This window comes from Streptococcus infantis, from assembly GCF_047463275.1.
Taxonomy (GTDB): Bacteria; Bacillota; Bacilli; order Lactobacillales; family Streptococcaceae; genus Streptococcus; species Streptococcus infantis_AF.
The window spans coordinates 157,426-172,171 of sequence record NZ_JASHEE010000005.1; the positions used below are offsets into that span (position 1 = coordinate 157,426).

Sequence of the window (14,746 nt, forward strand, 5' to 3'; positions counted from 1 at the left end):
GTTGTGGAAAAATTGCTTGCTATATGATAAAATAGTGATTAAGATTACACCATTTAGAAAAGGAGGAGTTTGTTGTTGAAAGAAAAACAATTTTGGAATCAGATTTTAGAATTAGCTAAAGAGAGATTAACACGGTCAATGTTTGATTTCTACGCAACACCTGCTGAATTAATAAAGGTTGAGGGAAACGTAGCTACTATATTTTTACCAAGATCTGAAATGGAAATGGTTTGGAGTACAAAACTCAATGATATTATTGTAGCTGTCGGTTTCCAAATCTATGACACTGAAATAAAAGCTCAATATGTATTGACTAAAGAAGATTCTAATACCTCCGATATAGCAAGCAATGTTGAAAACAGTAATCATCAACAGGAAGAAATTAAAAAATCTATACCCTATTCAGAAACAGGATTAAGAGACATCTATACTTTTGATAATTTTATCCAAGGTGATGGAAATATTTGGGCTAAGTCTGCTGCTTTAGCCGTCTCGGAAGATCCTGGACTAACTTATAATCCTCTGTTTATATATGGAGGACCCGGTTTAGGAAAAACTCACTTGCTCAATGCTTTGGGGAATGAAATTCTTAAAAAAAATCCTAATGCGCGTGTTAAATACATTCCTGCTGAAAGCTTTATTAATGAATTTTTAGATCATCTAAGACTCAATGATATGGATAATTTTAAAAAAACCTATCGAAGCCTAGATCTCCTACTTATTGATGATATTCAATCTCTTAGTGGAAATAAAGTACAAACTCAGGATGAATTTTTCAATACATTTAATAAACTTCACAGTAATAATAAACAGATTGTTTTAACGAGTGACCGCAGGCCAGAACAACTGGAAAATCTACCTGAGCGTCTTGTCACGCGCTTCTCATGGGGACTAACAACGGATATTACTCCTCCAGATTTTGAAACTCGCATTGCTATCTTAAACAGTAAAACGGAAGATCTTGATTATCATTTTCAACCTGACGCAATCGAATATTTGGCTGGCCAGTTTGATTCAAATGTACGTGAATTAGAAGGTGCCCTTAAAGATATTAGTCTCATGGCTAAAGTTAAACAAATCAACACTATAACTGTTGATATTGCATCTGAAGCTATACGTGCTCGAAAACAAAGCGGCAGCACCATGATCGTCATTCCGATTGAAAAAATCCAAGAGGAAGTTGGAAAATTTTATGATGTGAGCGTTAAGGAGATGAAGGGAACTAGACGTGTTCAGAATATTGTTCTAGCTCGCCAAGTTGCTATGTACCTAGCTAGAGAATTAACTGATAACAGTCTTCCAAAAATCGGAAAAGAATTTGGTGGTAAAGATCATACAACCGTCATTCATGCTCATGCAAAAATCAAATCTATGATTGAAACTGATGATAAATTACGTATAGAAATCGAAACCATCAAAAAGAAAATCAAATAACTTGTGGATAAGTGTTTAAAATTTTACTGATTTATTAACAAATTTTAAACAAGTATAACTTCTTGATTTTTCTAAACTAAACTTGGTTTTCCACAGTTTTCACACAGACTACTATTACTATTAACCTTCTAATAATAAAAATAAATAAAGGAGATTCCATGATTCATTTTTCTATTAATAAAAATTTATTCCTGCAATCATTAAATATTACTAAACGTGCTATTAGTTCAAAAAATGCTATTCCTGTTTTATCAACTATTAAAATTGATGTGACTAACGAAGGAATTACATTAATTGGATCAAATGGTCAAATTTCAATTGAGAATTTCATTTCTCAAAAAGATGAAAATGCAGGTCTTTTGATTAACTCTTTAGGTTCTATCCTTCTAGAAGCTTCATTCTTTATCAATGTAGTCTCAAGTCTTCCAGATGTGACGCTTGATTTCAAAGAGATTGAACAACATCAAATTGTACTAACAAGTGGAAAATCAGAAATTACTCTGAAAGGAAAAGACAGCGAACAGTATCCACGTATTCAGGAAATCGCAGCAAGTAATCCTCTAGTTCTTGAAACAAAACTTCTTAAGAAAATTATCAATGAAACTGCTTTTGCTGCTAGTGTACAAGAAAGTCGTCCTATTTTGACTGGTGTTCACTTTGTTTTGAGTAATCATCAAGAATTAAAAACAGTTGCAACAGACTCACATCGTCTCAGTCAGAAAAAATTAACTCTTGAGAAAAATAGTGATAATTTTGATGTTGTCATCCCAAGTCGCTCTCTACGCGAATTTTCAGCTGTTTTTACGGACGATATTGAAACAGTAGAGATTTTCTTCGCAAACAATCAAATTCTCTTTAGAAGCGAAAATATTAGCTTCTATACACGTCTCTTAGAAGGTAATTATCCTGATACAGATCGTCTGATTCCAACAGATTTTAATACGACAGTGACTTTTGATGTTGTTAATCTACGTCAATCTATGGAACGTGCACGTCTTTTATCAAGTGCTACTCAAAATGGAACTGTAAAATTAGAAATCAAACAAGGAGTAGTTACAGCTCATGTAAATTCTCCAGAAGTTGGTAAAGTAAACGAAGAAATCGATACAATTGCTGTATCTGGTGAAGATTTAACTATTAGCTTTAACCCAACTTACTTGATTGAAGCACTAAAAGCCTTGAATAGTGAAAAGGTAACAATCAGCTTCATTTCAGCAGTTCGTCCATTTACCTTGGTACCAGCTGATACAGATGAAGATTTCATGCAGCTGATTACACCGGTTCGTACAAATTAATGGAAAGAGGTTGAGCCTAGCTCACCTCTTTTATGATATAATCAGAAATATGAAAAGGAGAGTAGTATGTATCAAGTTGGAAATTTTGTTGAAATGAAAAAACCACATGCCTGTACAATCAAATCTACAGGTAAAAAAGCCAATCGTTGGGAAATTACACGTCTAGGTGCAGATATCAAAATAAAATGCAGTAATTGTGATCATGTTGTCATGATGAGTCGCTATGATTTTGAAAGAAAAATGAGTAAAATTATCGACTAAATGCAAGGAGTTAGAGGGTTAGCAAGTTTTCCCTTTTTGTGTTATAATATTGAAGATTGAAATGTGAACGGAGAATGAGAAATTATGGCTTTAACAGCAGGTATCGTGGGTTTGCCAAACGTTGGTAAATCAACCCTATTTAACGCAATTACAAAAGCAGGAGCAGAGGCTGCAAACTATCCATTTGCAACTATTGACCCAAACGTTGGGATGGTAGAAGTTCCAGATGAACGCCTCCAAAAATTGACGGAAATGATTACTCCTAAGAAGACAGTCCCAACAACCTTTGAATTTACAGATATTGCAGGGATTGTAAAAGGTGCTTCTAAAGGAGAAGGTCTTGGAAATAAATTTTTGGCCAATATTCGTGAAGTTGATGCCATTGTCCATGTAGTTCGTGCCTTTGATGATGAAAATGTCATGCGTGAGCAAGGTCGTGAAGATGCTTTTGTAGATCCATTGGCAGATATTGATACCATTAACCTAGAATTGATTCTTGCTGACTTAGAATCTGTTAATAAACGCTATGCGCGTGTGGAAAAGATGGCACGTACACAAAAAGATAAGGAATCAGTTGCAGAATTTAACGTTCTCCAAAAGATTAAACCTGTCCTTGAAGACGGTAAATCAGCTCGTACTATTGAATTTACAGATGAAGAGCAAAAGGTTGTCAAAGGTCTTTTCCTCTTGACTACGAAACCAGTTCTTTATGTAGCTAACGTTGATGAGGATGTTGTTGGAGACCCAGATTCTATTGATTATGTGAAGCAGATTCGTGAATTCGCAGCAACAGAAAATGCAGAGGTAGTGGTGATTTCTGCGCGTGCTGAAGAAGAAATTTCTGAATTAGACGATGAAGATAAAAAAGAGTTTCTTGAAGCCATTGGTTTGACAGAATCAGGTGTGGATAAGTTGACTCGTGCTGCTTACCATCTACTTGGACTTGGAACTTACTTCACAGCTGGTGAAAAAGAGGTTCGTGCTTGGACCTTTAAACGTGGCATGAAAGCTCCTCAAGCTGCTGGAATTATCCACTCTGACTTCGAAAAAGGATTTATTCGTGCAGTGACTATGTCTTATGATGATTTGATTAAATACGGATCTGAAAAGGCTGTAAAAGAAGCTGGACGCTTGCGTGAAGAAGGAAAAGAATATGTCGTTCAAGATGGCGATATTATGGAATTCCGCTTTAATGTATAATCAACATTTTTAATAGTGTCAATTAGGTTGGAAAAAAATTCCAACCCTTTTGGCTTTTGAAAGGAAATTTAAATGACAAAATTACTAGTAGGATTGGGAAATCCAGGGGATAAATATTTTGAGACAAAGCATAATGTTGGTTTTATGTTGATTGACCAACTAGCAAAAAAACAGAATGTATCCTTTACACACGATAAAATATTCCAAGCTGAATTAGCTTCATTTTTCCTTAATGGTGAAAAAATTTATCTAGTGAAACCAACAACTTTTATGAATGAAAGTGGGAAAGCAGTTCATGCTTTATTAACCTACTATGGTTTAGATATTGAAGATTTACTGATTATTTACGATGATCTTGACATGGAAGTAGGAAAAATTCGACTTCGCGCTAAAGGATCAGCTGGCGGTCATAATGGTATCAAGTCAATTATTCAACATATTGGTACACAGGTTTTCAATCGTGTAAAGATTGGTATCGGTAGACCTAAAAAAGGAATGTCTGTTGTTCACCACGTTTTGAGTAAATTTGACAAGGATGACTATATAGGTATTTTACAGTCTATTGACAAGGTTGACGATGCTGTAAATTATTATTTACAAGAGAAAAACTTTGAAAAAACAATGCAGAAATACAATGGGTAAGGGAATGTCATTAATCGAATTCTTTTTAGAGAACAAGCAGATACAATTATGGGATGAGCATTTATCTCTCAAGCAGAGGGAATTACTACTAGGTCTCTCTGGTTCAGCAAAGTCTTTAGCTATTGCAAGTAGTGTTAAATATCAGAACAAGATTTTAGTAATGACATCTACTTATGGAGAAGCTGAGCGTCTAGTAAATGATTTAATTTCTATCCTGGGTACTGATATGGTTTATCCATTTTTAGTAGATGATTCACCAATGGTAGAATTTTTAGTATCGTCTCAAGAAAAGATTTTTTCAAGAGTTGAAGCCTTGCGTTTTCTAAGAGATAAATCTCAAAAAGGAATACTAGTTTGTAACATGGCAGCTAGCCGTTTATTCTTACCAGATCCTCAAGTCTTTGATAACAGTGTGTTAAAACTTGAAGTTGGCGAAGAATGTGAACAAAGAGAATTAAAAAATCAATTGATTTCACTTGGTTATAAAAAAGTTACTCAAGTTCAAAGTCAAGGTGAATTTAGTCTTCGAGGGGATATTTTAGATATTTTTGAAACTTCACAACTATCTCCTTACCGAATAGAATTTTTTGGTGATGAAATAGATGGGATTAGAGAATTCGACGCAGATACACAATTATCAAAAGAAAGTCGGTTAGAAATTTCTATATATCCAGCTAGTGACATTTTATTAACTATTGAAGATTACAATCGTGGTCAACAATTCTTAGAACATGAGATTGATAAAACTATTTCACCTACATTAAAGTCGTACCTAGAAGAAGTTTTTAGTTGTGCGAAAGAGCAAGTTCTTCATGCTGATATTCGTAAATTTTTGTCTGTTTTTTATAAAAAACAGTGGACCTTGATTGACTACTTGAACCAAGCGCCTATTATCTTTGATGATTTTCAAAAAATCATGAATCAGTATGATATTTTTGATAAGGAAACAGCTGGCTACTTTACAGAAGATTTACACAACAGTAAAACTGTATCAAGTTTACAATATTTTGCTGATGTAGAAAGTCAGTTTAAAAAATATTTACCAGCTAGCTTCTTTTCTAATTTTCAAAAGGGACTTGGAAATCTAAAATTTGATCATCTTTATCAATTTAATCAATATCCTATGCAAGAGTTCTTCAATCAGTTTTCTTTTCTGAAAGAAGAAATTGAACGCTATAAAAAATTAAAATATACGATTGTTCTTCAATCAAGCAGCCAAATAGAACTAAAAAAACTATCAACGATTCTTGATGAATATAGCATTAAAGTTGACAACAGTAATCAAAGTGAAATCTGTAAAGGAACTGTCAATCTTGTTGAAGGAACTCTTCGTCATGGTTTTCATTTTGTGGATGAGAATCTTGTATTCATCACTGAATATGAAATTTTCAAAAAGAAGATTAAACGCAAATATAGAAGACAAAATATCAGTAATGCTGAAAGATTAAAGGATTATAATGAGCTCCAAAAAGGAGACTATGTTGTCCACCAAATCCATGGAATTGGTCAATATTTAGGAATCGAAACGATTGAACTCAAAGGGATTCACCGAGATTATGTAAGTATCCAATATCAAAATGGAGATCGAATTTCTATCCCTGTAGAACAAATCCAAACCTTATCTAAGTATGTTTCAAGTGACGGTAAGGCTCCAAAGTTAAACAAATTAAACGATGGACGTTTTAAAAAAGCTAAGCAAAAAGTTAAAAATCAAGTTGAAGATATTGCAGATGACTTAATTAAGTTATATGCAGAGAGGAGTCAACTTGAAGGTTTTGCATTTTCAAAAGATGATGAAGATCAGGTTGCTTTTGATGAGGCTTTCCCTTATGTTGAAACTGAGGACCAACTTCGAAGTATAGATGAAATTAAAAAGGATATGCAGGCATCTCAACCAATGGATAGACTTTTGGTTGGAGATGTTGGTTTTGGTAAGACTGAGGTGGCCATGCGAGCTGCTTTTAAGGCTGTCAACAATCATAAACAAGTTGTTGTTTTAGTACCTACTACAGTTTTGGCTCAGCAACATTATAGTAATTTCAAGGAAAGATTTGAGCAGTTTGCTGTCAATGTAGATGTATTAAGTCGTTTTAGAAGTAAAAAAGAGCAGACTGAAACACTTGAAAAATTGAAAAAAGGCCAAGTTGATATCCTGATAGGAACCCATCGAGTTTTGTCTAAAGATGTTGAATTTGCAGATTTAGGATTGATCATCATCGATGAAGAACAACGATTCGGTGTTAAACATAAGGAAGCTTTGAAGGAATTAAAAAAGAAGGTTGATGTCTTAACTTTGACAGCTACACCAATTCCTCGAACTCTACATATGTCTATGCTAGGTATTCGAGATTTATCTGTCATCGAAACTCCCCCAACCAATCGATATCCTGTACAAACCTATGTCCTTGAACAGAATGATCGTGTCATTCGAGATGCTGTATTGAGAGAAATTGATCGTGGTGGTCAGGTTTACTATCTTTACAATAAAGTTGACACGATTGAAAAGAAGGTTTCAGAGTTACAAGAGTTAATTCCTGAAGCTTCTATTGGTTTTGTTCATGGTCAAATGAGTGAAATTCGTTTGGAGAATACACTACTTGACTTTATTGAAGGTGAATATGATATTTTAGTAACTACGACAATCATTGAAACAGGGGTAGACATTCCAAATGCCAATACCTTGTTTATAGAAAATGCGGATCACATGGGTCTGTCTACCTTGTATCAATTAAGAGGTCGGGTTGGTCGTAGTAATCGTATCGCTTATGCCTATCTTATGTATCGACCTGACAAATCTTTGACAGAAGTTTCAGAAAAGAGATTAGAAGCTATCAAGGGATTTACCGAATTGGGTTCTGGTTTCAAAATCGCTATGCGCGATTTATCCATCCGTGGAGCGGGTAATCTTTTGGGAAGTTCGCAGTCCGGTTTTATTGATTCAGTTGGTTTTGAACTCTATTCTCAATTACTGGAAGAAGCAATTGCTAAGAAGAATGGAACTGATAAGAAACGTGAAAAAGGTAATGCTGAGTTAATTCTACAAATTGATGCCTATCTCCCGGATGAGTACATTTCAGATGAACGACATAAAATTGAGATTTACAAGAGAATTCGTCAAATTGACAACCGTGTCAACTATGAAGAATTACAAGATGAGTTGATAGACCGATTTGGAGAGTATCCAGATGTAGTTGCTTACCTCTTAGAAATTGGATTAGCTAAAGCTTATCTAGATAAAGTATTTGTCAATCGAGTTGAAAGAAGAAATAATAAGCTTGTCATTCAATTTGAAAAAATATCACAACAGCTATTTTTAACACAAGATTATTTCCAGGCTCTTTCTCAGACAAATTTGAAGGCTAATATTTCTGAAAATCAAGGTTTAATCGAAGTTGTTTTTGATATTCGAAATAAAAAAGACTATGAGATTTTAGAAGGACTCTTAACCTTTGGAGAATCGTTAGCGAAGATAAAAGACTTAAAAGAGTTACATTAGGGATTACCTTTTTTCTTCTATAAAAGGGATAAAAATGGTACAATAATAATTTGAGGTATTATAAGATGAGATTAGATAAATATTTAAAAGTATCACGAATTATTAAACGCCGTACGGTAGCTAAGGAAGTTGCAGATAAAGGGCGAATCAAGGTAAACGGTATCCTTGCTAAAAGTTCAACTGATTTAAAAATCAATGATCAGGTTGAAATTCGTTTTGGAAATAAATTGTTGCTTGTAAAGGTGCTCGAAATGAAAGATAGCACAAAAAAAGAAGATGCAGCTGGAATGTATGAAATTATCAGTGAAACAAGGGTAGAAGACGATGTATAAAAAAATAGTCCAAATGAATAATTCATTTATTCAAAATGAACACCAACGACGTAAATACATGATGGAAGAACGTCAAAAACGTAATCGTTTTATGGGTTGGGTTTTGATTTTGATTATGTTGCTATTCATATTACCAACTTACAATTTAGCACAAAGTTACCAACAATTACTAACACGTCGCCAGCAACTAGCTGATTTGAAAAAACAATATCAGGACTTGAGCGATGAAAAGGATAAAGAAGCTAGTTTAGCAACTAAGCTAAAAGATGAATCCTATGCGGCTAAATATTCCCGTGCAAAATATTATTATTCAAAAACATGGGAGGAAGTTTATACAATTCCGGACTTACTTCCTAGGTAATGCGAAATGGAAAATTTATTAGATATTATCGAAAAATTTTTAAGTCAGTCAGATGAAAAATTAGATGAGTTAGCTCAAAAGAATCATCTGTTACGACTACAAGAAGAAGAGGGGAAAAAGAATGCGTAAATTTTTAGTGATATTACTACTTCCTATTTTCCTAAAAAGCGTTCAAGTAGTAAGCACTGAGAATCCAGTTATAATTCCAAAACAAGAAGTTTATTCTTTAACTCATACTCCGTATCATTTTTATTATCAAGATACTATAGAATCTCCAAAATTTTATGGTGAGACGCCAGTTTATTCTACAGAAGACTTGATTAAAGAATCAGGAAAAGTCAATGCGGAAACAAAATTATCTGTTTTAGAATGGCGATTAAATAAACAAGGACAGCCTGTCTTTAAATTGTCAAATAATCAATTTGTAATGGCTGATAAACGATTTTTATACGATAGTTCCATCGTAAACGATTTTTCTAAGCGAGTATGGCTAGAACCAGGATTTGTCGTTTATAATAGTCCTTATGATCAACAAGAATTAAAGTCTACTTTAGCGCCTTATCAAGAAGTTGAAGCAGATATGTCTATTTTTGCTGAAGGTCGTGAATTCTTACATATCAAGCAAACAGGCTGGATTTCGACGGATTATATTTCCGATGATGATAATCGTATTCAGAAAGTACAAGAGTTGCTATCTGCAAATTATCAAAATGAACAGTTCTCTATTTATATTAAACAATTGAGTACAGGTAAGGAAGCTGGCATTAATGAAAATCAAAAAATGTACGCTGCTAGTGTTATGAAATTACCTTATCTTTATTCTGTTCAGGAAAAAATCAATCAAGGTGATTACCAACTTGACACGAAATTGAAGTATGTTTCCGAAGTTAATGATTTCCCTGGTTCTTATAAGCCCGAAGGAAGTGGAAGTCTCCCTAAAACAGCGGACAATAAAGAATACACAATCAAAGATTTAATTACAAAAACAGCAAAAGAATCTGACAATGTAGCTCATAATATTCTTGGTTATTATATTACGAATAAATCAGATGAAGCCTTTAAAAAAGAAATGACTACTATCGCAGGTGAGGAATGGGATGTGACAGATAAATTGGCTTCAGCTAAAATGGCTGGTCAAGTTATGGAATCTATTTATAATCAGAATGGTTTTGTTTTAGAATCCCTTTCACAAACATCTTTTGATAATCAGCGGATTGCTAAGAATATTTCTGCTAAGGTAGCCCATAAAATTGGGGATGCAGATGAATTTAAACACGATGTAGGAATAGTCTACACAGATTCTCCTTTCATTATTTCAATCTTTACCAAAAATTCTGATTATGATACCATTTCTAAAATTGCTAAGGATGTCTACGAGGTCCTAAAATGAGAGACCGAGATTTTTTAAATCATTTTCTAGAAAAAGGTTACTTTGAAGGACATTCAAGAGTTGTGCTAGCCTTGTCTGGTGGGTTGGATTCGATGTTTCTTTTTCAACTTCTTTTGACCTATCAAAAAGAACTTGGTATTGAATTGTTTTTAGCTCATGTAAATCATAAACAACGACCGGAGTCAGATAAGGAAGAAAATGAATTAAGAAAATTAGCTGAACAAGCTGGAGTTCCAATTTATGTAGCTTGTTTTACTGGAGATTTTTCAGAAGCGAATGCTCGTCAATTTCGCTATGAATTTTTTAGAGAAGTGATGGAGAAAACTTCATCTACAGCTCTTGTAACAGCTCATCATGCAGATGATCAAGTTGAGACAATCTTTATGCGATTGATTAGAGGTGTTAGACTACAACATTTATCAGCTATTAAAGAAAGACAAATGTTTGATAAGGGAGAGTTGATTCGTCCTTTGTTGTCTTTTTATAAGAAGGATTTTCCTGAAATTGAGCATTTTGAAGATTCAACGAATAAAGAAAATCACTATCTTCGCAATCGTATTCGCAACCTCTATCTGCCACAGTTAGAAAAAGAAAATGTTCAGGTAAAAAAAGCAATTTCAGAGTTTGGAAAAGAAGTTTCTGATTATCAAATTGCTCTGGCTGAATTATCTCAAGCGGTTGATGTGGAAGATTTAACTCAGTTTTTATCTTTTTCCGAAGCAACACAAAGAGTTTTACTACAACAATACCTTAGTCGTTTTGCTGATTTAAATGTAACAAGAGAACAATTTCAAGAAATTCATCATATTTTAAAAACTAAGAGTCAGTATCGCCATAGTATAAAAAATGGTTATGAACTTATAAAAGAATACCAGCACTTTCAAATTGGTAAAATCAGACCAAAGTCTGATGAAAAAAGTAGTGAGTGTGTGTTAAACTATCAAAATCAAGTTTATTATGAAGGTTTTCTATTTTCATTTGGAATTCCTCTAAAAGGTGAAAATGTTCAACAAATAAATGTTTCCCGTGAAACATCATTGATTTTGCGACATCGACAGCCAGGTGATTATTTGATAATAAATGGTCATCGAAAAAAAGTAAGGCGACTTTTTATTGATTTAAAAATTCCTGCAGAAAAACGAAAAAATGCGATTATTGTTGAGCAATTCGGAAAGATTTGTTCAATTTTAGGAATTGAACTCAGTGATTTGAGTATAAAAATGAAAAATGATATAATGAACACTATACTTTATATAGAAAAAATAGATAGGTAAAATCATGTTAGAACAAGACATCAAGAAAATTATGATTTCGCAAGATGAAATTACAGAAGCAGCTAAGAAGTTAGGTGCTCAATTGACAAAAGATTACGAAGGTAAGAATCCGATTTTAGTTGGAATTTTAAAAGGATCCATTCCTTTTATGGCAGAATTAGTCAAATATATCGACACTCATCTTGAAATGGATTTTATGATGGTTTCTAGTTATCATGGTGGAACTGTAAGTAGTGGTGTCATTAATATCAAACAAGATGTAACTCAAGATGTTAAAGGTAGACACATTGTCTTTGTAGAAGATATTATTGATACTGGACAAACATTAAAAAGCTTGAGAGATATGTTTACTGCGAGAGAAGCAGCGTCTGTTAAGATTGTTACTATGCTGGATAAACCAGAAGGACGTACTGTAGAAATCGAAGCAGATTATACATGTTTTACAATTCCAAATGAATTCGTTGTAGGCTATGGTTTAGACTATAATGAAAATTATCGTAACCTTCCTTATGTAGGCGTATTGAAAGAGGAAGTTTACTCAAAATAGAAGGGTAAGTTGTTGAATGCAAAAACAAAATAATGGTTTTATAAAAAATCCATTTCTTTATTTGTTGATGATTTTCTTGTTAGTAACGGGATTCCAGTACTTCTTTGCTGGAAGGGCTGCAGGGCATAGTCAACAAATTAAATACTCAGAATTGGTGCAGGAAATCACTAATGACAATGTAAAAGAAATAACCTATCAACCAAGTGGTAGTGTTATTGAAGTGTCTGGTGTCTATAAAACTGCTAAAACAGAAAAACCGGAAACAGGGATTCAGTTTTTCACACCTTCTGCAACAAAAGTAGAAAAATTTACAAGTATTATTCTTCCATCGGATACTACTGTAGCAGATTTGCAAAAACTAGCTGGTGAACACCAAACACAAGTTGAAGTCAAGCACGAAAGCTCAAGTGGTATGTGGATTAACATCCTAGTTTCGGTAGTGCCATTTGCCATTTTATTCTTCTTCCTATTTTCTATGATGGGAAATATGGGAGGAAATAGCGGACGCAATCCGATGAGCTTTGGACGCAGTAAAGCTAAGGCTGCTAATAAGGAAGATATCAAAGTACGCTTTTCAGATGTAGCAGGAGCTGAAGAAGAAAAACAAGAACTTGTTGAAGTTGTTGAATTCTTGAAAGATCCAAAACGCTTTACAAAATTAGGTGCTCGTATCCCAGCTGGTGTTCTCTTAGAAGGACCTCCGGGAACTGGTAAAACATTACTTGCTAAAGCAGTAGCAGGAGAAGCTGGAGTACCGTTCTTTAGTATTTCAGGTTCTGACTTCGTAGAAATGTTCGTCGGTGTCGGTGCGAGCCGTGTACGTTCACTCTTTGAGGATGCTAAAAAAGCAGCACCAGCTATTATCTTCATCGATGAAATTGATGCAGTTGGTCGCCAACGTGGAGTCGGTCTTGGTGGAGGTAATGATGAACGTGAACAAACCTTGAACCAACTCTTGATTGAAATGGATGGTTTTGAAGGAAATGAAGGAATCATTGTCATTGCGGCAACAAACCGTTCTGACGTATTAGATCCAGCACTTCTTCGTCCAGGTCGTTTTGACAGAAAAGTATTGGTTGGTCGTCCAGATGTTAAAGGACGCGAAGCAATTCTGAAAGTCCATGCTAGAAATAAACCTCTAGCAGAAGATGTGGATTTGAAGTTAGTAGCACAACAAACTCCAGGTTTTGTTGGTGCTGATTTAGAAAATGTATTAAACGAAGCGGCATTAGTTGCTGCCCGTCGCAACAAATCAGTCATTGATGCTTCTGATATTGATGAGGCAGAAGATCGCGTTATTGCAGGGCCTTCTAAGAAAGATAAAACTGTTTCCCAAAAAGAACGTGAAATGGTTGCTTATCACGAAGCCGGGCACACTATCGTAGGGTTAGTCTTATCAAATGCGCGTGTCGTTCATAAGGTAACAATTGTTCCACGTGGTCGTGCAGGTGGTTACATGATTGCTCTTCCAAAAGAAGATCAAATGTTGCTGTCTAAAGAAGATATGAAAGAACAATTAGCTGGTTTGATGGGTGGACGTGTTGCTGAAGAAATCATCTTTAATGTCCAAACAACAGGTGCATCAAACGACTTTGAGCAAGCTACACAAATGGCGCGTGCAATGGTTACGGAGTATGGTATGAGTGAAAAACTTGGACCTGTTCAATACGAAGGAAATCATGCAATGTTTGGTGCTCAAACTCCACAAAAATCTATTTCAGAGCGTACAGCTTATGAAATTGATGAAGAAGTTCGAGCATTGTTGAATGAAGCACGTAATAAAGCAGCTGAAATTATTCAATCAAATCGTGAAACGCATAAATTAATTGCAGAAGCCTTATTGAAATATGAAACATTGGATAGTACACAAATCAAATCTCTTTATGAAACAGGGAAAATGCCTGAATCAGTAGAAGAGGAATCACGTGCCCTATCATATGATGAAGTCAAATCAAAAATGGCTGAAGAAAACTAAAATATTGGTAGACGAGATACAAGAGAGGATACTATTATATCCTCTCTTTCTTATTATAAAAACCAATCTATGAAAAACTAGAAAAAAATTTCAGAAAAACAAATCAAACTAGTTGACAAGATTCTAAAAGTGGGTATAATAGAAAGAGTTAAAAAGCTCAGGTCCGTTGGTCAAGGGGTTAAGACACCGCCTTTTCACGGCGGTAACACGGGTTCGAATCCCGTACGGACTATGGGTATATCGCGGTTGATGGAAATAGGATTTAAAAAAAGTTAAAAAAACCTGTTGACAGAGAAAAGTGACTGTGATATACTAATATAGTTGTCGTAAGCGCGACAAAGACCTTTGAAAACTGAACAAGACGAACCAATGTGCAGGGCACTATAACTTAAGGTTATAGTACTGAACAATGAAAAAACAATAAATCTGTCAGTGACAGAAATGAGTGAGAACTCAAACTTTTAATGAGAGTTTGATCCTGGCTCAGGACGAACGCTGGCGGCGTGCCTAATACATGCAAGTAGAACGCTGAAGGAGGA

General features: G+C 34.5%; 13 protein-coding genes, 1 tRNA gene and 1 rRNA gene. All 15 read left to right on the forward strand.

Going from position 1 to position 14,746, the window contains the following annotated elements; translation table 11 throughout:
• Positions 1–75: 75 nt before the first annotated feature.
• The gene (gene dnaA / locus QM923_RS08575; protein WP_414291544.1) at positions 76–1,434 is read left to right on the forward strand and encodes a chromosomal replication initiator protein DnaA; all 1,359 of its coding nucleotides are present in this window, start codon (positions 76–78) and stop codon (positions 1,432–1,434) included.
• 158 nt (positions 1,435–1,592) lie between these two features.
• On the forward strand, positions 1,593–2,729 hold the full coding sequence (gene dnaN / locus QM923_RS08580; RefSeq protein ID WP_006154821.1) for a DNA polymerase III subunit beta: 1,137 nt from the start codon (positions 1,593–1,595) through the stop codon (positions 2,727–2,729).
• 66 nt (positions 2,730–2,795) lie between these two features.
• The gene (locus QM923_RS08585; RefSeq protein ID WP_004250933.1) at positions 2,796–2,990 is read left to right on the forward strand and encodes a DUF951 domain-containing protein; all 195 of its coding nucleotides are present in this window, start codon (positions 2,796–2,798) and stop codon (positions 2,988–2,990) included.
• An 84-nt stretch (positions 2,991–3,074) separates the two neighbouring features.
• On the forward strand, positions 3,075–4,190 hold the full coding sequence (gene ychF, locus QM923_RS08590; protein ID WP_195184356.1) for a redox-regulated ATPase YchF: 1,116 nt from the start codon (positions 3,075–3,077) through the stop codon (positions 4,188–4,190).
• Between the two features lie 72 nt (positions 4,191–4,262).
• Positions 4,263–4,832, forward strand: coding sequence for an aminoacyl-tRNA hydrolase (gene pth, locus QM923_RS08595; RefSeq protein ID WP_004250929.1), 570 nt, complete (start codon positions 4,263–4,265; stop codon positions 4,830–4,832).
• Positions 4,825–8,328 (forward strand): transcription-repair coupling factor, encoded by a 3,504-nt coding sequence (gene mfd, locus QM923_RS08600; protein ID WP_414291553.1) that lies wholly within the window; start codon positions 4,825–4,827, stop codon positions 8,326–8,328. The genes pth and mfd overlap by 8 nt, the downstream gene beginning before the upstream one ends.
• Before the next feature lie 65 nt (positions 8,329–8,393).
• Positions 8,394–8,660 (forward strand): RNA-binding S4 domain-containing protein, encoded by a 267-nt coding sequence (locus tag QM923_RS08605; RefSeq protein ID WP_004250926.1) that lies wholly within the window; start codon positions 8,394–8,396, stop codon positions 8,658–8,660.
• Complete coding sequence (locus QM923_RS08610) at positions 8,653–9,021, forward strand: septum formation initiator family protein (protein WP_004250925.1); 369 nt, start codon at positions 8,653–8,655, stop codon at positions 9,019–9,021. The genes QM923_RS08605 and QM923_RS08610 overlap by 8 nt, the downstream gene beginning before the upstream one ends.
• A 6-nt stretch (positions 9,022–9,027) precedes the next feature.
• Complete coding sequence (locus tag QM923_RS08615) at positions 9,028–9,150, forward strand: SP_0009 family protein (RefSeq protein ID WP_004250924.1); 123 nt, start codon at positions 9,028–9,030, stop codon at positions 9,148–9,150.
• Positions 9,143–10,411, forward strand: coding sequence for a serine hydrolase (locus QM923_RS08620; RefSeq protein WP_414291545.1), 1,269 nt, complete (start codon positions 9,143–9,145; stop codon positions 10,409–10,411). Before QM923_RS08615 ends, QM923_RS08620 begins: the two co-directional genes overlap by 8 nt.
• Positions 10,408–11,685, forward strand: coding sequence for a tRNA lysidine(34) synthetase TilS (gene tilS, locus QM923_RS08625; RefSeq protein ID WP_414291546.1), 1,278 nt, complete (start codon positions 10,408–10,410; stop codon positions 11,683–11,685). Before QM923_RS08620 ends, tilS begins: the two co-directional genes overlap by 4 nt.
• Before the next feature lie 4 nt (positions 11,686–11,689).
• Positions 11,690–12,232 (forward strand): hypoxanthine phosphoribosyltransferase, encoded by a 543-nt coding sequence (gene hpt / locus QM923_RS08630; RefSeq protein ID WP_004250918.1) that lies wholly within the window; start codon positions 11,690–11,692, stop codon positions 12,230–12,232.
• A 16-nt stretch (positions 12,233–12,248) separates the two neighbouring features.
• Positions 12,249–14,207: an ATP-dependent zinc metalloprotease FtsH gene (gene ftsH / locus QM923_RS08635; RefSeq protein ID WP_036756480.1), complete on the forward strand. Its 1,959-nt coding sequence runs from the start codon at positions 12,249–12,251 to the stop codon at positions 14,205–14,207.
• 160 nt (positions 14,208–14,367) lie between these two features.
• A tRNA-Glu gene (locus QM923_RS08640) sits at positions 14,368–14,439 on the forward strand.
• Positions 14,440–14,667: 228 nt separating this feature from the next.
• Positions 14,668–14,746 (forward strand): 16S ribosomal RNA (locus QM923_RS08645); the annotation flags it as partial.